19 protein-coding genes are annotated in these 22920 nt (G+C 45.8%); 2 read left to right on the forward strand and 17 right to left on the reverse strand.

Annotated elements, in window-relative coordinates; genetic code table 11:
- Window positions 1–20 precede the first annotated feature (20 nt).
- The 16 genes from astA to pilM all read right to left on the reverse strand — a co-directional run bounded on the left by astA (window position 21) and on the right by pilM (window position 18206).
- Window positions 21–1040, reverse strand: coding sequence for an arginine N-succinyltransferase (astA, locus tag OCV52_RS14345; protein ID WP_061033630.1), 1020 nt, complete (start codon window positions 1038–1040; stop codon window positions 21–23).
- A gap of 107 nt (window positions 1041–1147) precedes the next feature.
- Window positions 1148–2359 carry an aspartate aminotransferase family protein gene (locus tag OCV52_RS14350; protein WP_137406896.1) on the reverse strand — a complete coding sequence of 404 codons (1212 nt, stop codon included), beginning with the start codon at window positions 2357–2359 and terminating at the stop codon, window positions 1148–1150.
- A gap of 464 nt (window positions 2360–2823) precedes the next feature.
- Window positions 2824–3402 (reverse strand): aminodeoxychorismate/anthranilate synthase component II, encoded by a 579-nt coding sequence (locus tag OCV52_RS14355; protein ID WP_102425085.1) that lies wholly within the window; start codon window positions 3400–3402, stop codon window positions 2824–2826.
- A gap of 209 nt (window positions 3403–3611) precedes the next feature.
- Window positions 3612–6206, reverse strand: coding sequence for an ExeM/NucH family extracellular endonuclease (locus tag OCV52_RS14360; protein WP_137406897.1), 2595 nt, complete (start codon window positions 6204–6206; stop codon window positions 3612–3614).
- A gap of 384 nt (window positions 6207–6590) precedes the next feature.
- Window positions 6591–7607 (reverse strand): tryptophan--tRNA ligase, encoded by a 1017-nt coding sequence (trpS, locus tag OCV52_RS14365; protein WP_137406898.1) that lies wholly within the window; start codon window positions 7605–7607, stop codon window positions 6591–6593.
- Window positions 7608–7758: 151 nt separating this feature from the next.
- Entirely contained in the window at window positions 7759–8445 is a 687-nt protein-coding gene (locus OCV52_RS14370) for a phosphoglycolate phosphatase (protein WP_102425602.1), read from the reverse strand.
- A gap of 120 nt (window positions 8446–8565) precedes the next feature.
- On the reverse strand, window positions 8566–9240 hold the full coding sequence (gene rpe / locus OCV52_RS14375; protein ID WP_008222304.1) for a ribulose-phosphate 3-epimerase: 675 nt from the start codon (window positions 9238–9240) through the stop codon (window positions 8566–8568).
- 185 nt (window positions 9241–9425) lie between these two features.
- Complete coding sequence (locus OCV52_RS14380; RefSeq protein WP_004737168.1) at window positions 9426–10271, reverse strand: Dam family site-specific DNA-(adenine-N6)-methyltransferase; 846 nt, start codon at window positions 10269–10271, stop codon at window positions 9426–9428.
- A gap of 69 nt (window positions 10272–10340) precedes the next feature.
- Window positions 10341–11849: an SPOR domain-containing protein gene (locus OCV52_RS14385; RefSeq protein WP_137406899.1), complete on the reverse strand. Its 1509-nt coding sequence runs from the start codon at window positions 11847–11849 to the stop codon at window positions 10341–10343.
- A gap of 79 nt (window positions 11850–11928) precedes the next feature.
- Window positions 11929–13017, reverse strand: coding sequence for a 3-dehydroquinate synthase (gene aroB, locus OCV52_RS14390; protein ID WP_004737166.1), 1089 nt, complete (start codon window positions 13015–13017; stop codon window positions 11929–11931).
- A 25-nt stretch (window positions 13018–13042) separates the two neighbouring features.
- Window positions 13043–13561 carry a shikimate kinase AroK gene (gene aroK, locus OCV52_RS14395; RefSeq protein WP_004737165.1) on the reverse strand — a complete coding sequence of 173 codons (519 nt, stop codon included), beginning with the start codon at window positions 13559–13561 and terminating at the stop codon, window positions 13043–13045.
- 176 nt (window positions 13562–13737) lie between these two features.
- Window positions 13738–15453 (reverse strand): type IV pilus secretin PilQ, encoded by a 1716-nt coding sequence (locus OCV52_RS14400; protein WP_137406900.1) that lies wholly within the window; start codon window positions 15451–15453, stop codon window positions 13738–13740.
- Window positions 15454–15488: 35 nt separating this feature from the next.
- Entirely contained in the window at window positions 15489–16007 is a 519-nt protein-coding gene (locus OCV52_RS14405) for a pilus assembly protein PilP (protein ID WP_137406901.1), read from the reverse strand.
- Window positions 15994–16605 carry a type IV pilus inner membrane component PilO gene (gene pilO / locus OCV52_RS14410; protein ID WP_137406902.1) on the reverse strand — a complete coding sequence of 204 codons (612 nt, stop codon included), beginning with the start codon at window positions 16603–16605 and terminating at the stop codon, window positions 15994–15996. Before pilO ends, OCV52_RS14405 begins: the two co-directional genes overlap by 14 nt.
- Complete coding sequence (locus OCV52_RS14415; RefSeq protein ID WP_137406903.1) at window positions 16598–17197, reverse strand: PilN domain-containing protein; 600 nt, start codon at window positions 17195–17197, stop codon at window positions 16598–16600. Before OCV52_RS14415 ends, pilO begins: the two co-directional genes overlap by 8 nt.
- Window positions 17181–18206, reverse strand: a complete 1026-nt coding sequence (pilM, locus tag OCV52_RS14420; RefSeq protein WP_137406904.1) for a type IV pilus assembly protein PilM — start codon at window positions 18204–18206, stop codon at window positions 17181–17183. The genes OCV52_RS14415 and pilM overlap by 17 nt, the downstream gene beginning before the upstream one ends.
- 151 nt (window positions 18207–18357) lie before the next feature.
- Between pilM and OCV52_RS14425 the strand changes: the two genes are divergently transcribed.
- Window positions 18358–20919, forward strand: coding sequence for a penicillin-binding protein 1A (locus OCV52_RS14425; RefSeq protein WP_170222424.1), 2562 nt, complete (start codon window positions 18358–18360; stop codon window positions 20917–20919).
- A 93-nt stretch (window positions 20920–21012) separates the two neighbouring features.
- Here OCV52_RS14425 and oxyR read toward each other — a convergent pair whose 3' ends face one another.
- The gene (gene oxyR / locus OCV52_RS14430; protein WP_004737158.1) at window positions 21013–21906 is read right to left on the reverse strand and encodes a DNA-binding transcriptional regulator OxyR; all 894 of its coding nucleotides are present in this window, start codon (window positions 21904–21906) and stop codon (window positions 21013–21015) included.
- Between the two features lie 220 nt (window positions 21907–22126).
- Between oxyR and OCV52_RS14435 the strand changes: the two genes are divergently transcribed.
- Window positions 22127–22855, forward strand: coding sequence for a glutathione peroxidase (locus OCV52_RS14435; protein ID WP_004737157.1), 729 nt, complete (start codon window positions 22127–22129; stop codon window positions 22853–22855).
- Window positions 22856–22920: the final 65 nt, after the last annotated feature.

Below are 22920 nucleotides of genomic sequence, written 5' to 3' on the forward strand. Positions count from 1 at the left end.
TCGACAGATAATCGCCGCTCTTATTGAGCCAACATGCGAACGAATTCGCCTTCTTTTACTTCAAGAGCGCTTGCTACTTCAGATGATAAAATCACTGTATCGCTTGCTTGGTCATACGCACCTTTCGCGGCCACTGCGCGGAAGTTCTCAAATGAGGTATTACCAATTAGGAAGTCTTTAGAGCTAGAGTGCTCTGCAATTTGAACCTGTGCTCGAATAGAGTGACGTACAGATTCGATGTTTCTTAAATCACACTCGACCGTTGGTCCCGCATCAAAGATGTCGACATAACCACGATTCGTGAAACCTTCACGTTCCAACAGTTTCAATGCTGGGCGGGTATTATCGTGCACTTGACCAATCACCGCCTGAGCTTCTTCACTCAATAGGTTTACATAGATTGGCAGTTTCGGCATAAGGTCTGCGATGAAGCCTTTCTTACCAATCCCCGTTAGGTAATCGGCTAGTGTGAAATCAATCGAGAAGAAGTGCTCTTGCAACCACTTCCAGAATGGCGAGTTACCTTCTGCATCTGATACACCACGCATCTCAGCAAAGATCGTTTTTGAGAAACGCTCTGGGTGCTCAGCCATCAGTAGGAAACGACACTTAGACATCAGTCGACCGTTTAAGCCTTTGCGGTAATCAGGACGTAAGAACAGCGTACAAATTTCGCTGCAGCCTGTGTAGTTATTACCAAACGTCAACAGCTTAACCACGTTATTCACTTTAAGGCGCTGTGAAGAGTGAACCACTTTACTGATGTGGTACGAGTAAAAAGGCACATCCCAGCCAATGGAAGCTTCGATGCCTGTTGTACCAGCAACTTCGCCAGTTTCAGCGTCGAAACCCACCATTAGATAGCCTTCATCACCGGGTTCGGTCACGTCTGCTTTCGCAAAGCTGTATTCAGAATGGGTAATTCGGTTAGTTAACAATTCTTCGTTAACCGGAAGAGATGTGAATCCATGACCTGATTCAACTGCACAGGTGTGCAGCGCATCGTAATCAGACAGTTTTATTGGGCGAACAACTAGCATCAATATTCCCTCCAGATGCAAAATAGGCCCAAAACCAGAAGCTTGGGCCTTTAGCAGTACGTCATGGGATCGCTCTAATGGCGATCATTCCTATGACGCCGCTCAGGCTAAACTAGCGTAGCGATTGCTTTGTCTAGTTTTGATAAGCCTTCTTCAATTTCTTGTTTAGTGATAACCAGTGATGGAGTAAAACGAACCACGTTTGCACCCGCAACCAGTACCATTAGGCCTTGCTCGCCTGCTGCTACTAATACGTCACGCGCTCGTCCTTGCCATTCGTCATTCAGTGCAGCACCTAACAATAGGCCTTTACCACGAATCTCACTGAAAATTTGGTATTTGTCGTTAATCTTAGTTAGACCATCACGGAATAGCGCTTCACGCTCTTTTACGCCTTCTAGAGTTTCAGGTTGGCTAACTACGTCAACCACTGCTTCAGCTACCGCACACGCCAGTGGGTTACCACCGTATGTAGAACCGTGCGTACCAACCTTAAGGTGTGTAGCCAGTTCAGACGTCGTCAGCATTGCGCCGATAGGGAAACCGCCACCTAGAGACTTCGCTGTGCTTAGAATGTCTGGCGTCACGCCCAGACCTTGGTAAGCATAGAAGTTACCAGTACGGCCATTACCTGTTTGTACTTCATCAAAAATCAGCAGTGCATTGTGCTTGTCACACAGTTCACGAACCGTATTCACGAACTCAGCCGTTGGAGAAATGATACCGCCCTCGCCTTGCAGAGGTTCCATCATGATTGCACAAGTGCGATCAGAGATATGCGCTTCTAGAGCCGCAATATCATTGTAAGGCAGGTGAGTTACATCGCCAGGTTTTGGACCGAAGCCATCAGAGTAAGCCTCTTGACCACCAACGGTTACAGTAAAGAAAGTACGACCGTGGAAACCTTGTTTGAATGCAATGATTTCAGATTTCTCAGGACCGTGAACAACCGCTGCCCAACGACGAGCTAGCTTAAGTGCTGCCTCATTCGCTTCTGCGCCAGAGTTCGCAAAGAATACTTTTTCTGCAAAACATACGTCAGTTAGCTTCTTCGCTAGACGCAGTGCAGGTTCGTTAGTCATTACATTACTTAGGTGCCAAATCTTATTTGCTTGCTCAGTAACGGCATTCACCATTGCTGGGTGACAGTGACCCAAACAGCTCACAGCAATACCACCAGCAAAGTCGATATACTCTCGCCCTTGTTGGTCCCATACACGTGCGCCTTCCCCTTTTACCGGGATCATTTCCATTGGGTTATAACAAGGCACCATCACCTCATTAAACAGACTACGTTCTACATTATTTTCCACTGTCATCGTACATTCCTTCTCGATACCGCAAGCTTCGCAAATAAGCGTAATGATTCATAAGTGAGACGAAAAAATTTTGTCTCGCTACAATCCCGCCGCAGCATTATATTTACATTTAATTAACGTTTTCAATAGTAGATTATTCTTTAGCCATCCCTCACAACCAGCTAAACCTCACTACCTATGACTATTTATGCATCAATCAACCTGTTTTATGAAGCTTTTTTTACGTATGCGCCTATCCTGCAAAGGCAAAGCCTTACTGGCACAGCGGTATATTGGGTTCAAAAGGAAATACGGCGAATAACTTTGCATAGGCTAAAAACTTAGCCTGGTGAGGAAGAAATGTTATAAAAAGTGATCGGCGTCAGAAGGATCGAGCTCGGTAAAACTCGAATTAAAACGTATAACGAAGGAGTTCGCAGGTTAAGCTCACCTATTTAGGAGAGTAAAACACCTGCTTTAAACACTTAACGTGCTAAAAAGTTAGCCAGAAGTTGGTGCCCTTGCTCTGTTTTAATCGATTCAGGGTGGAACTGAACCGCATCAATTGGCAAGGTTTTGTGTTGATAGCCCATGATCTCATCCATACTGCCATCTTCAAGCTCTGTCCAAGAAGTCAGTTCAAAGCAATCTGGTAGTGTGCCGTTTTTCACCACAAGGGAGTGGTAACGCGTGACGGTTAGTGGGTTATTCAGACCTTGGAAAACACTCTTCCCATTGTGGCGTATCGGTGAGGTTTTACCGTGCATCACTTGTCTTGCTCTCACCACTTCACCGCCAAACACCTGAGCAATGGCTTGATGGCCAAGACACACACCTAAGATTGGCAACTTGCCAACGAAGTGTTCTATGACTTGTAGAGAGATACCCGCATCATCCGGTGTACAAGGCCCTGGGGATATCACAAGGTGACTAGGATTCAGCGCTTCAATGCCCGCAATATCAATTTCATCATTGCGTACAACTTTTACAGTTACCCCTAACTCACAGAAATACTGATATAAGTTATAGGTAAAAGAGTCGTAGTTATCGATGATAAGTAACATGAGTGAAATCGTTTGCTAAATACTAAATGATTGGGAGATATAGGGGCGGTATTGTGCAATACCCATAGCGAAAGGCAAGTGGAAACTGCATTTCACCAATAATTAAGGCCAACCTAGGTTGACCTTAATTGTTTACAGATAACTGTCAATTACCCGCATTCGGTGACGTGTACTCACTTTCACCGTTAGCAGTAAAGCTGATTCACTCACTACTTACGACGGCGCCACATCGCTAAGCCAAACAGTGACATCAACGCGCCAAAGCTAAACGAACCACCGACTTTTAGCTCAAGAACCGCTGGATCATGATCCGATGAACGGAAGTGGTCTTGATACTTAGGCAGGTCGCCTTTGTACTCTTCGTTGTAGTCAAATAGCGTCGATTCACCACCATTGATATGCCAGTCGGTCGCGTCGACAACCATGTCTTTTAAGCTCTCGCTCACCAATAAGTGGTCTAAAGCGCCAACTTCATCGTTGTATGAGTAGCTCCAGCTGTCTGGGTGCTTCTGAGCTACGGCATTAATGTAGCCGTAGTTCTTAGTAATCACCGCACCGTTATCACCAAACTGCTCAACGCCATTAATGTAAGTGTTACGCGCTGCTTTGATCTGCTTGCCATACTTCTCTTCAGAGTAATCTGTCAGCACTAGCATTGGGTCTTCCATGCCATACGAGTTCATATCACCCAGAATCACTTTGTGACCTTCAATGCTATCGAGTGCTTCGCCCAACGCAACCGCCGCTGCAACACGGAAGTTCTCACATGAGCCTTGCTTATCGGCATCTACACCACCTTGACCGCCTTGCTCAACAGGGGCAGCATCTTCCCAACACTTAGAACCTTTCGATTTAAAGTGGTTAATCGCTACAGTCAGTTTCTCTTTGGTGCCCTTCACCTTAAAGGTTGGTGCCAATGAGTCACGTTGGTAGTTCTTACCATCTTCAATCACCTTACCTGAGTCGTCTAACACCTCTGGTGCTTGCTGGCTTGGCATCGCGATGACACGGCTGTCTTTAAGCTTAACCACCTTCTTACGGTAGATAACACCCGTAGTAATCACATCAGTGCCGATCGAGTCCATTTCGTCGGTAACGCCATCTTCATTAGAGTCGACAGCCACAAAGGTGTAACGGTCTTTCTTATGCTCAATGCGATCATTCAGTTGGTTCACAAGCTGTTGAATTGCCGAACCTTCACCAAATCCGTTGTTCTCGATTTCCATCAAGCCGATGATGTCAGCATCCAAGCGAAGAATCGCGTTTACAATCTTCTCTTGTTGCATCTCAAACTCAGTGATGGTGTTTGCACCACGGTTATTACCATGTTGATTCGCATCACCGCCAAATGGTGAGTTGAAGTAGTTCAATACATTAAAGGTCGCAATACGTAGGTCGCCTTCATCCATGTCTGGTTTGTCGGTACGTGGGTCGTTGCGAATGAAGTTTTCAGCCGTGATCTGGTTAGTCGGAATCAGACGGTACTCGCCATAGCTGTAGGTCAACACGCCTTCTAGACCAACAATGGTGTCATCAATACGGATGTAGTCTTCCGTTGAGCCATCTTGGTCGATGTCAGTACGGCCAAAATCTGGGTAGAAAGGAACCTGTCCATCACCTGCTTTTTGGTCAGTCTCTACGAAAAGACGACGGTCAGCATTGTCTTCTGTTTGCTGTTTCGCTTCATCAGAACCCGCTGCGAAAAGTTGGTTTGGTTGCATGTTGATACGCTCATGCGCCAAAACCATGTTGTTACGACGACCTGCGTAGTCATAACCGAAGGTACGCGTTACACGCATATCTAGCGCTTCAGTTGTTTTCACCAACATGCCTTCGTAACGTTCAAGTGTCGCCGCGAAGTTCTCGTCAGTGTCTAATACTTCAATGTCTGTCGCGTCAGGTGCGTCCTGCTCGCCTTGCTTTAACCATTGATTGTTTTCAACTTTAAGCTGAGTGTGGCTGTAGTATTCTTGTACTTTACCTTTCACACACACCACATCGCCTGCAGCTAATTCTGAGCTAGATTGGTTAGTATGAACAAATAGACCTTCAGAAGTGCTTGAGTTGAAGTCATCCTCAAGAGCTTGCAGATAGAAACCTTTAGTTAGGCCGGTAGTGACCGCGCTTACCACCCCTTTTACGAAATACTCATCGTCGGTGATGTACGGGTAGCCATCGATGAACGGCGATGTCGCGCCCTCACCTTGGATTTCTTGAATGGTGGTGAATACTGGGTCTGAGCCATCTTGCGTACAAGCAAAGGCTTCTGGCAACTCAACATTGTCTAAGGAACCTAGGCCTTCAATGTTGTCTTTTGGTAGCGATACCCACTGTGAAGCGTCAAACGTCGCCGATGGGGTTTGGTCAGCACGAACCAAGGTAACGTCTTTACCCCAGTCGACATCGCCCATCACGCCAACCATGTCCAACACGCTTGAGTCTGCATTCAAGATAGCCAATGGGTCATCACCATTGTGATTAGCCAATGAAGCGTTAAGAATATCAGCGACGGCTTTAATCTCATCGCTTGCACTGCTATGCGCAACAACCAGTACCTCACCAGGCGCTAAAACGTGGCCATCTAAAGGTAAAGTGGCGCCCCATGATCCGTTGCCATTCGCTGATTTAGCCAATGAATAACCATCTAAATTAATGCTGCTATCACCGCTGTTGGCAATCTCAACCGCTTTGTTGTAGCTGCCGCCTTCCACATATTGTGAAATAAACAAATCAGCGTGTGCGCTTGTCGTTAACAAGCTACCAATTGCCACTGCTAGCAATGAAGGTTTGTGTAAAAGAGCCATCCGTTTCACCTGAGTTCATCGATTTATAATTACTGCCATCTATGGGCAGTCATGTATTTTGTGGTAACTATCAGGTTTATTTATGAAAGGAATAAGTCAGTTGGCAAGAAAATGAGGAACTTATCACTTTGGAATCATCAATTGTTTGGCACGCTATATATTTCCAACATAAATAGAAACGAGCACGCATTTATAAAACCCAAGCTTATTTAATAAGATACTATGCACAGCATTGATTTTACAAATATGTTAGCCATTAAATACGTAGATTATCAATTCAAACAGCATAATTGTTGGAGAGCCAGATGTAGCGGGCACTAAAAAGCCCAAAGTAAACATAGTCACTTTGGGCTTAGATTTTATCGCGGAAGGTTTTGATTCACCCTATGGGCGAGTTACAAAACCTACGGCTTCGTATGCTTTCTTCAGCGTTACTGCTGCGCGCTCAGACGCTTTTTCAGCACCGGCTTTCATTACTGCGTCCATGTAGGCACGGTCAGCACGGATACGGTGGTATTCAGCTTGAATCGGCTCAAGCATCTCAACCAATGCTGCGCCTACATCTTTCTTGAACGGACCGTACATCTCAACGCCTTGGTACTGCGCTTCGATCTCTTCAAACGTTTTACCCGTCGCTGCTGAGTAAAGGCCCATTAGGTTAGAGATACCCGCTTTGTTTTCCCAATCGTGAGCAATACGTGGCGGTGTTTCTGCATCGGTTTGCGCTTTGTTGATCTTCTTGATGATCGACTTAGGCTCTTCTAGCAGAGTAATCACGTTCTTACGGTTGTCGTCTGACTTAGACATCTTCTTGGTCGCATCTTGTAGGCTCATTACACGTGCATTCACTGTTGGGATGTACGGTTCTGGCACTTCGAAGATTGGCTGTTCTGGCGAGTAGATGTTGTTGAAGCGAGTTGCGATATCACGCGCTAACTCTAGGTGTTGTTTCTGGTCGCTACCTACAGGTACTTGGTGAGCACCGTAAAGCAGGATATCCGCAGCCATCAATACAGGGTAATCAAACAGACCTACGTTTACGTCGTTTGAGTGACGCGCAGACTTGTCTTTAAACTGAGTCATACGGCTCAGTTCACCCATTTGTGTGTAACAGTTAAGAAGCCAACCAAGTTGAGCATGCTCTGGTACGTGAGACTGAACAAATAGCGTGCTCTTCTTTGGATCAACACCGACAGCAAGACAGATTGCTAGTGCGTCTAGAGTCGCTTCATGCAGTGCTTTCGGATCTTGACGAACCGTAATTGCGTGAAGGTCTACCACACAGTATTGGCAATCGTAGTCATCTTGCATCTGTTGCCATTGACGTAGAGCACCCAAGTAGTTACCGATACTTAGTTCACCAGATGGTTGAACACCACTCAATACGATGGGCTTGCTCATGGTTTTAATTCCTTTGCTTATTCGCTAAGTCAATTGATGGCTTAGCTTCTTAACTTAAATATAGAAAAGCCGCACAGCTCTTTCTGCGCGGCTCATCCAGTGTACTCATTGATAAGTATTTTGCTAGTGGGTTAGCTAACTTTTGTCCGCTTTATGCAGAAACTAGAACGACATCGAGCAATTGCGCGACATTATCTGCCACGTAGTCAGGGTTTGATGCTGAAATAGGCTCACCGTGGTTGTAGCCGTAAGTCAGGCCAAACGAATGACAACCCGCATTCTTTGCCGCTTTAATGTCATTACTTGAATCGCCAACCATTAGCATCTCTTCTGCTTTCACATTGTGCTTTTCTAGCAACCAGTTTAGCGCTACTGGGTTCGGTTTTTTCTCTGGGAAAGAATCACCGCCAAGTACATCTACAAAGTACTTATCGATACCGTGTTGCGCTAGCACGTCTGGCACAAACTTCGATGGCTTGTTCGTTACCAATGCCATAGTAAAGCCCGCTTGGTGCAGCTCTGCCAAGGTCTCTTTTACTAATGGGTAAAGGTGGCTTAGCTTATGACCGCCCTGCTCGTAGAAGTCATCAAACAAGATACGTGCTTTCTTCAGAAGATCTGGATCTAAGTTTGGGTCAACGGTTAGGTTACGGCTTAGTGAACGACCGATAAGTACGTCAGCACCGTTACCTACGTAATCACGAACTTGTTCTTCACTCACTGAAGGGAAGCCTAGCTCCTGGCAAGCTTGGTCAGCAGCTACTGCCAAATCAGGCACGCTGTCTAACAAGGTTCCATCCAAATCAAAGGCGATCAGTTTTATTGAGCTTAATGACATCTTACTTTCCTATTAATTATATTCGTCTCATGTGTTGAGCAATAAGACGTAAAAAAGGGGCTAATCAGCCCCCTTAATCTAAATTTTTTGATTTTAGGTCAACTGACCCTAGTTCTACTTTTATGCGTTTACTTTTGCAAGCTCTGCACGCATCTCATCAATCACTTCTTTGTAATCTGGTTGATTGAAGATCGCTGAGCCAGCAACGAACATATCTGCACCCGCTTCTGCGATTTCACGAATGTTATCCACCTTTACACCACCGTCGATCTCTAGGCGAATATCACGACCGGATTCGTCAATCAACTTACGAACCGCACGTAGCTTATCTAAAGTGTGAGGAATGAAAGATTGACCGCCGAAACCTGGGTTCACAGACATCAATAGGATCATGTCTACTTTATCCATGATGTAATCTAGGCAAGATAGTGGTGTCGCTGGGTTAAGAACCACGCCCGCTTTACAGCCGTGCTCTTTGATCAGTTGTAGAGTGCGATCGATGTGCTCTGATGCTTCTACGTGGAAGGTAATCATCGATGCGCCAGCCTTTGCAAACTCAGGCACGATGTTGTCAACCGGCTTCACCATTAGGTGAACATCGATTGGAGCAGTAATACCGTAGTCACGTAGTGCTTTACAGATAGGCGCGCCAAAAGTCAGGTTAGGTACGTAGTGGTTATCCATCACATCAAAGTGCACAACATCGGCACCGGCTGCGAGTACTTTTTCAACGTCTTCACCAAGACGAGCAAAATCTGCAGACAAAATTGATGGAGCGATTAGAAAATCTTTCATACCAAACCTCTTAAGAGTAAGTAAATTGCGAGTTCACCGCCTTGGTGGCACCTCATACGCATACAAGATTCAACCCCAAGACTATTTGGTGTGCAATTCTACCTAAGCACCTAGGCAGATCCTAGCAGTTCGAAAGATTAGTTTAAGAAAGTACCTGTTGGTCACTCAATTTGAGGGGATCGAGGTTATTCTGCTGCAGCGTGTTGCTGGTTTTTATCTTGATGGAACAGCGCGAGTAGCTCATCCACTTTGTTACGACCAGCGCCATTACGGCTGATGGTGCGTTTCACCTTCACCACGTTCAACTCTGCACCATGATACAAGCGGCGCGTTAATGTCGTGTCGTGATTAGAAATCAAAACAGGGATGCCGCGTTCTGTCGCCGCTTTTTCAGCAACGTCAGCCAGTGCTGCTTGATCATCTAAGCTAAAGCCATTACCTGCGTAAGAGGTAAAGTTAGCGGTATTTGACAGCGGTGCGTACGGAGGATCGCAGTAAACCACGCAACCTTTACGGGCACGGCTAAAAGTCTCATGGTATCCCTCACACACGAAGGTAGCCTTTTTCGCTTTCTCAGCAAAAAACTCCAGCTCGGCTTCTGGGAAGTAAGGTTTTTTGTAAGAACCAAACGGAACGTTAAAACCGCCTTTCTTGTTGTAGCGACACAGGCCATTGAAGCCAAATCGGTTCATGTACAAGAAAGCAAGTGAGCGATACATAACATTGTCAGTATCGTTGAACTGAGCTCGGATATCTAAGAAGGCTTCTTTGCGATTGTTCTCAGGGCAGAACCAGCGTTTTGCTTCCGCAATGTAGGTCTCAGGGTCGGTTTTAAGTAGGTTGTACAGGTTGATAAGATCGGGATTGATATCAGCCAGCAGGTACTGTTCATAGTCCGTGTTCAAAAACACAGAACCAGCACCAACAAATGGTTCTACCAATTTACGAGCAGGTGGCAGGTGACGTTGGATGTCTTCAACTAGGCCATATTTACCACCAGCCCATTTTAGAAAGGCACGCTGCTTTTTCATTTACTGCTCTATCTATCAACACAAAAATACGGCTGCGGAATGTAACATATTTTGAGACTAAGCTCAGGGTTATTTCGCACGTTCTATCTCTCGATGCACCTGATTCATCGATTTTGCCCAAGGTTCTAACTGTTGAAGTGGTTTCGAGAGTGTACTTACCGCATCTCGTGCCACCTGAATCGTTGGGTAATCTTGGTAAGTGATGATAAACCACTTGGTATCGCTACGCAGAGTTGGGTAAATACGAACCTTGTTCTCTAGGTCGTATTCTTCAATGAAAGATTGCACATCCTCCAGTGAAGTCATCGCACTCAACTGTAAGGTGTACGCTCGCGGTGAGATAGCTTGTAGCTCCTCACGAGAAAACGAGAAGGTGATCTTCTTAGTCGGAGGCGTTGATTCAGTTAAGTCAGATTCTTCATCAGCTGGAGCAACCGCTTCAGCGTCAGCCTGTGAATTAGCCTCTACTTGAGTGTTCTCTTCAACCGCAGCATCAATGGCACTGGTATCAGCACTCTGAGCTTTATCATCCAGTAGAGCATCAACCACATCCGAAGTAATCACGACACGCTGTTGGTCTTGCTCAACCTCACCCACGCTAGCCGTCTCTTCCACCACAACCGGTGGCAAAGATGAACTGTCATCATCAGCGCCTTGATAACTGATATCAGTTGACGTTTCAGTGTCTACCACTCCCTCAACACCAGCTTGTTCTGAGCCACTGTCCACTTCAAACGTTGGAATAGCAGTCTGCTCGATTGGTGCGATCAGAGATTGCGCTTTGTCATCCGGGGTCGGTTGGCTGAACATCCACCAATAACCACCACCAATTAACAACAGCAACAGGGCTACCACAATCGCGATATTGATTGGTGAGCCAATGATTGAGCGAATAATAATCCTTTTTTCCACTTTCAATTCTCCTAAAGCCATTAACTCGCCAGGCAGAGGTTGCGCTTTGTTAAACGCACGTCGCACACGAGTTTCAGACTCATCATCCACATATCGAATCACCAGTGATTCAAAGAAATGTTCAGCTTCTGGTTGCGAAAGGTCATCGATCTCAAGATCGATAGGCTTGTGTTGTTGGCCGTAACTTAGACGTGTGAGTAAGGTGTCTAGGTGACCAATTTCTGAGAAAAGAACGACATTGATCGTCCATTGGGGATTAGCTTGAGCTTCCAGTACCAACATCCATAGTTCGGAGACCAATAGCTCAGAGAGTCGGTGGGCATCATCGACAACGATAACCACGCTGCACGGCTCACCATCCAGCAACCTTGCTAGGCTATCAGATAAGGAGTCATGTTGATTAAATAGCGGATCAGAAACAATTTGGCTAAGAATAAGCGCGCGGCGTTGTTGGTCGTCTTGGCTTGGATGACAAAGCAGTAAACACTGATTTTTTTCTGTCGCCCAAGCTTCGAGATAACGCTGTGCTAACCAAGAACGGCCAGAGCCAGGTTTACCAGCCACCGTTACTAGATTTGAACCAAAGTTAGTCAAAAGCTGTAAGCGCTCTAGCAGCTCAACTTGAGACTCTAACTCTAATACTCTTAATTCATGAGCCAAACTCATTGCGGATCCCTACTGATTAGATCGATCAGTAAAACGCTTCAGTTGCCTAGAATTTAACTAGGCAACCTCACAACCAAATTTAAAGAGTACGGCAGAAATCAATCGCTTGTTTAATGATGTCCTGAGGCACATCAGCAACCACTTCAGCAGTACCAATACTTGTTGGCAATACCAGACGTAATTGACCAGACAGCACTTTCTTATCACGCATCATGTGCGTCATAAAGTCTTCAAAAGACATGCTTTCTGGCGTATGAACTGGCAGTTTCGCATTCTTGAGTATAGAAATAATTCGCTCAAGCTGCTGCTGAGTGATCAGTCCCTGCAACTGAGCAGTTTTCGCTGCCATTACAGTACCTGAAGACACAGCTTCACCATGTAGCCAATTACCATAGCCTAGTTCTGCTTCGATCGCATGACCAAATGTATGACCTAGGTTCAATAACGCTCTGATTCCTGACTCTTTTTCATCTAGAGCAACCACTTCAGCCTTAATTGCACAACAACGAGCAATTGCAGTAATCAGTGCTTGTTCATCAAGTTGATAAAGTTTCTCTAGATTCTGCTCCAACCAATCAAAGAAGGCTTCATCGTAAATGATGCCGTATTTGATGACTTCAGCAATGCCCGCTGCAAACTCACGCTCAGGAAGCGTTGATAAACAGTTGGTATCGATGATCACAGATTTTGGTTGGTAGAATGCACCGATCATATTCTTACCAAGAGGATGGTTTACTGCGGTTTTACCACCAACAGAAGAGTCCACTTGAGAAAGAAGCGTTGTCGGGATTTGAATGAAATCAATACCACGCTGGTAACAAGATGCAGCAAAGCCGACCAAGTCACCGATAACACCACCACCTAAAGCAATCACCACCACATCGCGGCTGTAATTTCCTTCAAGCATGTAGCTCATCACTGAATTGAACGTTTCAAGCGTTTTGTATTGCTCACCATCAGGTAACTCGAGAAGAGATGTCTGACAGCCAACTTGATCCAGTAAAGATAGAATTTTATCAGCGTAAAGAGGCGCTACTGTCACATTACTGATAACAACGACTTTCTGCTTGCCTGATAAAAAAGAAAGGTACGCCGGGTCGTCAAATAACCCGGCGCCAATAGAGATAGGGTAGCTACGCTCAGCTAGATTGACCGTAATCCGTTCCATGGGTTTGCTCTCCGAAAAAATGAACTTAACGTTCTTCTAGCATTTTTACGATCTGGTTGGCTACCACTTTTGCACTTTGGTCGTCAGTACGAACTGTGTAGTCCGCCACTTCTTCGTATAGTGCGTTGCGAGATACAGCTAGATCTTCTAGCACATCACGCGGGTTGTCTGTTTGAAGTAGAGGGCGTTTCTTGTCGCGATTTGTGCGAGCAAGTTGCTTTTCAATTGTTGTCTCTAGGTATACAACAATGCCTCGTGCAGATAGACGGTTACGGTTTTCTTTGCTCATCACTGAACCACCGCCTGTCGCTAGAACAATACCTTGCTCTTCAGTCAGATCGTTGATTACAGATTCTTCGCGCTTACGGAAACCTTCTTCGCCCTCAACATCAAAAACCCATGCGATGTCTGCGCCAGTGCGCTCTTCAATCACAGTGTCAGAGTCTAGAAACTCCATATGAAGTTGGGAAGCTAGGTGTCTACCAATTGTACTTTTGCCGGCGCCCATTGGGCCAACAAGAAAAATATTGCGTTTCTCAGCCATGTTTTTAGCAGTAATTTACAACGTTAATTCAATGACATCGCCACAAGGTAGGTCAGTACAAGTACTGAAATTAAAAGGCCCGTGGCACCGATTCCTCACAGATAATTCGTGATAAGACCCGAAATTATCAAGGTTAGGTGCCACTAATGCAACTTTATTTTTAATCTAATTGTACGTTACTGAATCACAACTTTAGGTGTAACAAAGATAAGCAGTTCACTTTTACCCACATTTTCGTAGCTGCGACGGAACAATGCACCCAATAAAGGAAGGTCTCCCAACAGAGGAACTTTATCGACTGTACTTCTGACACTGTGTTGAAATATTCCACCAAGAACAACAGTTTCACCATTATTAACAAGCACTTGCGTACCTATTCTTTGGGTATCTATAGCAACCGCTTCCCCAGTTCCTGTTTTCACCACTTGTCCAGGCCTATCTTGAGTCACACTCAAATCCAGAACCAAGCGATTGTCTGGTGTGATTTGAGGGGTAACTTTCAAACTCAACACAGCTTTCTTAAATGCGACGGACGTTGCACCGCTCGAAGAGGACTCTAAGTAAGGAATTTCAGTACCTTGCTCAATATAAGCCGGCTTTTTATTGGTGGTGATTAAGCGTGGGCTAGAGATGATCTCCGCCTTAGACTCTTGTTGCAGTGCAGATAACTCAAGATCGAGCAGCGTATCTGAGCCAAGCTTGGCTACCTGAAACGCAATACTCGATGCATTTGGCGATGTTGCCGCCAAATTCACGTTAAGGTAGTCATCAATAACACTACTGCTGCTATCGTCATAAGGTGTAATGGCTGAGGGGTGGTTGCCTTCAATTGAACCACCAACAGTGAAGCTTCCGTTGGTCGATGAAACGCCCCAGCGCACGCCGAGTTCATCAAGGTTACCTTCGGTGACGGTAACAATACGCGCCTCTATCTGTACTTGCTTCACAGGGATATCTAACGACTCAATAATGCCGCGGATCACCGCAATGTTCTCTTCCAGCTCGCGAATCAGTAGAGAGTTCGTACGTTCATCTATGGTAATTGAACCGCGATCAGACAGCATACTCACCGCCCCTTCACCACCAATCATGTCAGCTATATCGGTGGCTTTAGCAAAGTTAATCTTGATGATTTCTGATTTAAGTTCCCCAAGCTCTTCTTCTAAACGGGACTTTTCGAGCGCTTGCTGTTCTCTCAGATCCAGTTCTGCTTTGGGAGCGACCAAGATAACGTTGCCATCGACGCGCTTATCCAAGCCCTTAACTTGCAAGATAATGTCGAGAACTTGCTGCCAAGGAACACCATCCAAACGTAACGTCAGGTTACCCGCGACCGAGTCTGATACCACCAAGTTGAACTCATTGTAGTCAGCAATCAACTGAAGGACATTTCGAACTGGGATATCTTGGAAGTTAATCGATATCAGCTTACCCTCTTTCTCAAGTACGCTTTTCTCTGTCGTCACTTCTTCAATCGTGGGCTTGCTGATCACCACCTCGATGAAGCGCCCCTTGAGGTCATATTCGTATTGGTAGTCACTGTTAATCGTTGCCAGCAAGCGAGTGCTTGGCGTCTCTTTGTATACCTCAATCCCCTCAACCAGAGTCGCGAAATCTTTAACGTCCAAAAGGTAGAGCTTGTCATCATCCACTTCTGTATTGATAAGTTCGATGCTCAAGCCTTCTTGTGCTCGCTGAACATCAACCACCGCGCTACTGGTTGCTAACTCAATGATAATGACAGCGTCTTTATCCTTGTTAACTCTAAAATCAATGTTCTCTAATTTATTAGACGAGCTCTCTGCGTAGCCGAAGACGCTAAAAACCAACATCACAGACACAGCAAAACCTTGTAGAGCTTTGCTCACTAATCCACTTATTCCTTTATTCATATTTACATCTCATATCCACATCATGTGACATTGGTTTATTTCAGAGCCAGCCTAACGTTGCGCTTATGCCAACAACCTAAGCCATCTGGAAGAGTTTCATTAATCAGAACGTACTGGCTCGTTACCTTAGTAACTCGGCCGTTGTTTAAGCCGATAAGCTGGCCTTTTTTCACATTGACGACATTGCCCTTAGGCGTTTGTACAAGCCCAAACACACTCGTTCCACTGCCCATCACACCTTTCAAGCGCAATTTACTGAGTGGGTATTTCTCTAACTTGCCACTGCGAGCACGAGCGCTAGGTTGCCAGCAATCTTTCTTCACCAAGGGCTGGTTTTGCACGATCGCTTCTTTGGGTAGTTCAAAGGGAGGACGAAAAGCACGTCGTTGATAGGTAGCGGCTGAGAACTCAGTCGCAGGAACAAGCTGCTCAACTTCTTTTTTCGCTTTGAGCTCAACCTGCACCACGAAGTCTTCTAGTGAGTCTTGATTGGCTTTGCAGCCCGACAACATCAGCAGTAACAACGTTGAATAGAGCGCGCTATTGGGCCTCATCGTTGACCTCCGATTTAAACTGGTAGGTATAAGCTCGAACCCTGAAGTGAAGTGTGCTGCTTTCTTGGCTCACTCTCTGCCAATTCACATCATCAAAGCTGATGATTCGCGGGAGCTTGGCGATAGCTGCAGAGAAGTCGCCTATCTCGTGGTAATCACCAGTCAGTTCGATGTTAAGAGGCAAGCGGTATAGGAAGGCTTTGTTCTGTTTTTCACCCCAGTCAATTCGGGTAAAGGTTAGTGAGTTATCTAAACCGAGCTCATTGACTGATGCCAACATGCTCGCCAACTCTTTTTGCACGGGCAGCTGTTCTAACAGGTAATCATAGCGACTAGTCAGTTCATCCAGTTGGCCCTGAAGCTTAGGTAAAGCGGCAACCTTATTGGCTTTGATGCGCAGTGTTGCTTTCAAGGTCTGCTCTTGCTGCTTCATCTGTTGTAGCTCGTCATCCAAGGGCAAAATATAGAACCAGGTTCCCAGCCCTTGAATAAGCGCCACCAGCAATAGAATCACCAATAACTGAGGCAACAGTGGCCACTCGGTGATCTCATCGATATCAAGCTCTTGCAGGCTCATCATGTTTTGAAAGCTAGCCATGGTTCGCCCCCTTACCCTTTCGATGTGCAGTTGTACTCTCTAATGACACAGGGCTGAACACGAAAGACACCTTGAAGGTCTGAAACTCTTTATTGAAGCGCTTACGGTTATGGACAATAGAGTGCATCTCGACCCCTTTGAGGGATTCAGAGCGTTCTAAGTTATCCAGCATGGTGGCGAGACGAGCGGTACTGTCACTGATGCCGGCCATTTCAATCTCTTGGCCGTTCATCTTTATCTTGTCGACATACACGCCCTCAGGAATCAACTCCGGCATCAAGTTCATAAAGTCGGTGGTTTTATTGCGACCGAGCTGCAAAGATTCAACGACATCAAGTCGAGTCAAAATAGCTTTGTGCTCTTGCTCCGCGACTTTTAGTGACTGAATCTGCCGGTCGAGCCCTGCAATGTATTGGCTAAGATAATCTAGGCGAGCTTGCTGTTTGGCTTGTTGATCATGGAAGTAGCTTCCGACTGCCCATTGCCCTGCCCCAGCCACAATCACGCCAAGGATAACTAAATGAATAAAACGCTTTCGGTGTTGAGCACGAATCTCATCTCGCCAAGGTAGCAGGTTAATTTGATGCAACATGCTTCTCTCCCTGCCATTTAAGTCCGCTCATCGCCATGCCCGCAGCAATACCAAAATGTTGCCAATCCATTTGCAGGCGGCGTTTCCTCGCGACCTTATTCTCAAACAGGGATAAAGGATTCAATGATTCACAGCTCAACTGAAAATGTCGTTCAAGCTCTTCAGCCACCATTGGTGTGCTGGCGCCCTCGCCCATTAACCAGATGCCTGAGATAGGTTGGTGAACATTCACCGAGGAATAGAGCTGCAACTGACGTTTGAGCTTTTCAATTAAGTTAACGATAAATTGATGAGTATCCTGAGCACTGCCAAACGCAGCCTCGATATCATTGGGGTTTTCGATACTGCAAAGGTCTTGAGTGCCAAAGGCGATGTCTTTATAGAAAGGGGCTGCTCCCTGAGGAATGATGCCCAGCGAGGTTTGATCAACGCCAATGTCCACCAACAGCCAATTACTTTTCTCTGGGTATAAACGTGAGGCAAGCTGCCAAACATGAAGTAAACCATGCGCCTGCGTATCAACGACAACAGGTTTAAAGCCAGCCTTAGTTAATGCCTCTGCTCGGCTATCGACCACTTCTTTACGAGTAGCATAAACCTGATAACTGCTCGTCGAACCTTTACCAAATCGTTTGTCTTCCAGCTTCACAAAATCTAAACTCAGCTCCTCGATGGGAAAAGGAGATTGATGGGCGAAGGTTTGGTAGATCGAAAACTCTTTCTCTCTATCTTCGAGTTCACTCTCAATTTGCAGTACCTTGCTGATCACCGTGTTATCAGGTACCGAAATGGCGACGTTACGACAGCCGAAAGGCAGCCCTTTCCTAAGTTCTTTGAGTTTCTTAACAGTTTTCTGATACTCCAAAGTATGGTTAGCTGTAAAAATGTCGTCCGAAATCGGCAGCTCTTTGTATCCCACTAGGGCGTACAATTCCCCCACGGGTTTTAGCACCACAGCTTTGATGCTGTGGTGATTTATATCTATACCTGTAATTAATGATGAACCCATGTGACCTAGCTCCTGAAGTGCCAAGCATTTCGTTGATTATCTAGGGGTTGTGATTATTAGTTAAATAAGCGTTAATAAACGAAAGCTAGTTTTTTAGCCTAGAGTACAAGGGTTTGCTGCTTATCAGCCTTAACTAATCAGGGATTATCCGGTGAAGTTCATAAAGCGATTATTCATATTTACATTGATTTGCATGATTCTTGGAGTCAGTACAATTTTTGGGTTTTATTACTACGTAAAACCAGAGTTGCCTGATGTTGCCACTTTGCGCGACGTAGAACTCCAAACTCCAATGCAGATCTTCAGCCAAGACGGTAAGTTGATCTCCCAATTTGGTGAAAAACGTCGTATTCCAGTGACTTATGACGAGATCCCTCGCCACTTAGTTGAGGCTTTGATTGCTACCGAGGATAGCCGTTTCTACGAACACCCTGGTATTGACCCAATCGGCATTACTCGTGCAGCTATCGTAGTAGCGATGTCAGGTTCGGCAAAACAAGGTGCAAGTACCATTACTCAGCAGCTTGCGCGTAACTTCTTCTTATCCAATGAGAAAAAGATCATGCGTAAGATTAAAGAGATCTTCATTGCGATCCATATTGAGCAACTGCTTAGCAAAGAAGAGATCATGGAGCTTTACGTCAACAAGATCTTCCTTGGTCACCGTTCGTATGGTTTCGGCGCTGCAGCACGCGTTTACTTTGGTAAAGATCTTCCGGATCTAACCCTGAGTGAACTAGCGACCCTAGCAGGTATGCCAAAAGCACCTTCAACCATGAACCCTATCTACTCTATTGAACGCGCGACCAACCGTCGTAACGTTGTATTGCGTCGTATGCTCGACGAGAAATACATCACTCAAGCCGAGTTTGATGAAGCAAGCAATGAACAGCTTGTATCAAAGTACCACGGTGCAGAGATCGAACTGAGCGCACCATACGTGGCAGAAGTGGCACGTGCTTGGATGGTTGAACGCTACGGTGAAGACGCATACACCTCTGGTATGAAAGTCTACACAACCGTTGATTCGAAGCTGCAAAAAGCGGCAAACCAAGCTGCGATTAAGAACCTGCTTGGCTACGATGAGCGTCACGGCTACCGTGGTGCTGAAAAAGTCTTATGGCAAACCGCTCAATCGGCTTGGGACCACGACAAGATCGTGAAACACCTTAAGTCTCAACCAACCTACGGTGACCTAGTTCCTGCAGTAGTGACTGCTGTTGATTCAAAAAGCGCTCAAGTATGGGTGAAGAATCAAGGCGAAGGCACTATCGAATGGCAAGGTATGAACTGGGCTCGTAAGTTCCTAACAGACGACCGTCAAGGCCCAGCTCCATCTCAAGCAAAAGAGATTCTTGCGGTTGGTGAACAAGTTTGGGTTCGTCATGAAGCGATCACAGGTGACGAAGTCTCTGAGGAAGCAACAGAAGAGTCAGCAACTGCAGAATCTGATACTCCGGTAGTTTGGCGCCTAAGCCAAGTGCCGAATGCCAACACTGCATTCGTAGCAATGAATCCGAACAACGGCGCTGTGTTGTCGATGGTCGGTGGCTTTAACTTCGTACACAACAAATTCAACCGTGCGACGCAATCTATTCGTCAAGTGGGTTCTGGTATCAAGCCTTTCATTTACTCAGCAGCGATTGAGAAAGGTTTAACACTGGCTTCTCTTATCAACGATGCGCCAATCAACCAATGGGATAAGAGCCAAGGTACGGCATGGCGACCAAAGAACTCGCCACCAACTTACGTCGGCCCTACTCGTTTACGTATTGGCTTAGCTCAGTCGAAAAACGTAATGGCGGTACGTGTACTGCGTGAAGTAGGCTTAGATGACACACGTAACTACCTAACTCGCTTTGGTTTTGATATCGATGAAGTGCCTCGTTCTGAAACTATTGCGCTAGGTGCTGGTAGCTTAACGCCAATGAAAGTAGCGCAAGGTTACTCAGTATTCGCTAACGGTGGTTACTACGTTGAACCTTTCTACATCAGCCGCGTTGAGACTCCATTTGGCGAGACTGAGTTTGAAGCAACACCAAAAGTTGTCTGTAAAGAAGATTGCCAACAGACCATTACAACCGATCCAATGGCGGATGAGTTTGCCGAGCAAGATGTGGATGCGAAAGTTCAATACGCTCCTCAAGTTATCTCTGAGCAGAACGCATTCCTAGTTCGTGAAATGATGTACAGCAACATCTGGGGCGGCGGTGATTGGAGTGCGGGCACAGGTTGGAACGGTACAGGTTGGCGTGCTCAACCACTGAAACGTCGTGATATTGGCGGCAAAACCGGTACAACTAACGACTCGAAAGATACTTGGTACAGCGGCTATGGCCCAGGCATGGTTGCAACGGTATGGGTTGGTTTTGACAACCACAATCGTAACCTAGGTCGTACTAAAGCGAACTCTAACCTTGGTAAGAACCAGATTACAGGTGCGGAAGCTGGTGCTAAGACAGCAGAACCTGCATGGGTAGACTTCATGGGTACGGCATTGGCAGGCGTTCCAGCACAACGTAAAGAGATTCCAGAAAACATCGTTCGTGTTCGTATTGACCGTGATACAGGCTTACTGACCAACAAGTACGATAGCTCATCAATGTTTGAGTACTTCGAGAAAGGCACTGAGCCAACTGAGTACATCACTGAGCGTTTCAATGATGATATCTACTCCACCTCTTCAGGTGAAACGGTAGAAGAACTGTTCTAAGCAGTTCTTTAAACCTAGCAACATAAGCAAATAAAAAGGGTTGATATGAATTCATATCAACCCTTTTTTAATATCTGCTGTGCGAAGGTTAAGCTAAACGACCTTTTCCAATTGAGTGCGAATCGTCTCCGCCAGTTGCTCAAAGCGCCCTTTCAATGGAGAGCCCGGACGGTACGCAACCACAATGCGACGCGAAGGCGTTGGGTTTACCGCAGGTACGTAGCACACACCATCTTTCTGCTTTTCTTTTGGTACTGATAATTGAGGTAGCAAGGTAATCCCCGCGCCTGCCGCAACCATGTTACGCAGCGTCTCTAAGCTGGTCGCTTTAAAGCGCTCATCATCTTTTGCTCCCGCAGCAAAACAGAACCCTAGAGCTTGGTCTCTTAAACAGTGACCGTCACCAAGTGCTAAGACTGTCTGTCCATTGAGTTGAAGCATATCTACTGTGTCCTGCTGAGCCCATTCATGGTCACATGGAACCGCGACACTTAATGGCTCGTCATACACATCAATCTCTTTGAACACCGCCGTTTCATCAACCGCTGCCAGTACTAAGCAGTCCAGCTTGCCATCTTCCAATTGGCTCACTAATTGATGAGTTTGCGCTTCATGCAGGTACAGCTCTAACTCAGGAAAGCTCTCTTTAAGATGAGGGACAATCTTAGGCAGAATGTAAGGACCCACGGTTGGAATGAAGCCAATATGCATTGGTCCGGTCATCGCTTCACCGTGACCACTCGCCATATCCTTAAAAGTCTTCACTTCGTTGAGAATACGCTTGGCTTGTTCAACAAGTTGTAACCCTGATTCTGTAAATATGACCTTCCTTGGACTACGCTCGGTTAACTGAAGTCCGATTTCATCTTCTAGTTTGCGTATTTGACCGCTTAGTGTTGGCTGACTGACAAAGCACGCTTCTGCCGCTTTACGGAAGTGTTTGTGCTCTGCGAGCGCCACCAAGTATTCAAAGTCACGAATATTCATGATCAGTCTCTTACCTCAGGTTTAATAAGAACAAGGGTTTTCATAGCAACATTTAAAAGAAAAATGCTCTTGATAGAATTTACCTATCAAAACCATAACATCAAACGATTAGAGCTATCAAAGAATTTATCTAATAATGGGCTCAACAAAACGAAACAGAGCAGCGAAAAGCGTTAAGCTCTACTAGAACAAAATTAAAATATCATTTAAGGAAATCAATATGTTTGCATCTAAAGAAGGTCAATCAATCCCTCAAGTAACATTCCCAACTCGCCAAGGTGATGCATGGGTTAACGTAACGACTGAAGAGCTATTCAAAGACAAAACAGTTATCGTATTTAGCCTACCAGGCGCGTTTACGCCAACTTGTTCGTCAAGCCACCTTCCTCGCTACAACGAACTACATTCAGTGTTCAAAGAGAACGGTGTTGATGACATCCTTTGTGTTTCTGTAAACGATACGTTCGTAATGAACGCATGGAAAGCAGACCAAGAAGCAGAAAACATCACATTCATCCCAGATGGTAACGGTGATTTCACAGATGGCATGGGTATGCTAGTTGAGAAAAACGACATCGGCTTCGGCAAACGTTCATGGCGCTACAGCATGCTGGTTAAGAACGGCGTGGTAGAGAAAATGTTCATCGAAGAAGATGTACCAGGCGACCCGTTCAAGGTTTCTGATGCAGACACTATGCTGAACTACATTGCTCCAGAGCACAAAGAGCAAGAGTCAATCACAGTATTCACTAAGCCTGGCTGTCCTTTCTGTATGAAAGCGAAACAGAACCTAATCGACAAAGGTCTAAACTACGAAGAAGTAGTACTAGGTAAAGACGCTACTACTGTAAGCCTACGTGCAATCTCTGGTCGCACAACGGTTCCTCAAGTATTCATCGGTGGTAAACACATCGGTGGTAGCGAAGAGCTAGAAGCTTTCCTAGGCTAATCACTGCCAAAAGGCTAACCCACTCACTTGTGGGTTGGCTAACCCTATCGGGGTGAATCAAGCTT

It is taken from the genome of Vibrio chagasii (genome assembly GCF_024347355.1).
Classification (GTDB): Bacteria; Pseudomonadota; Gammaproteobacteria; order Enterobacterales; family Vibrionaceae; genus Vibrio; species Vibrio chagasii.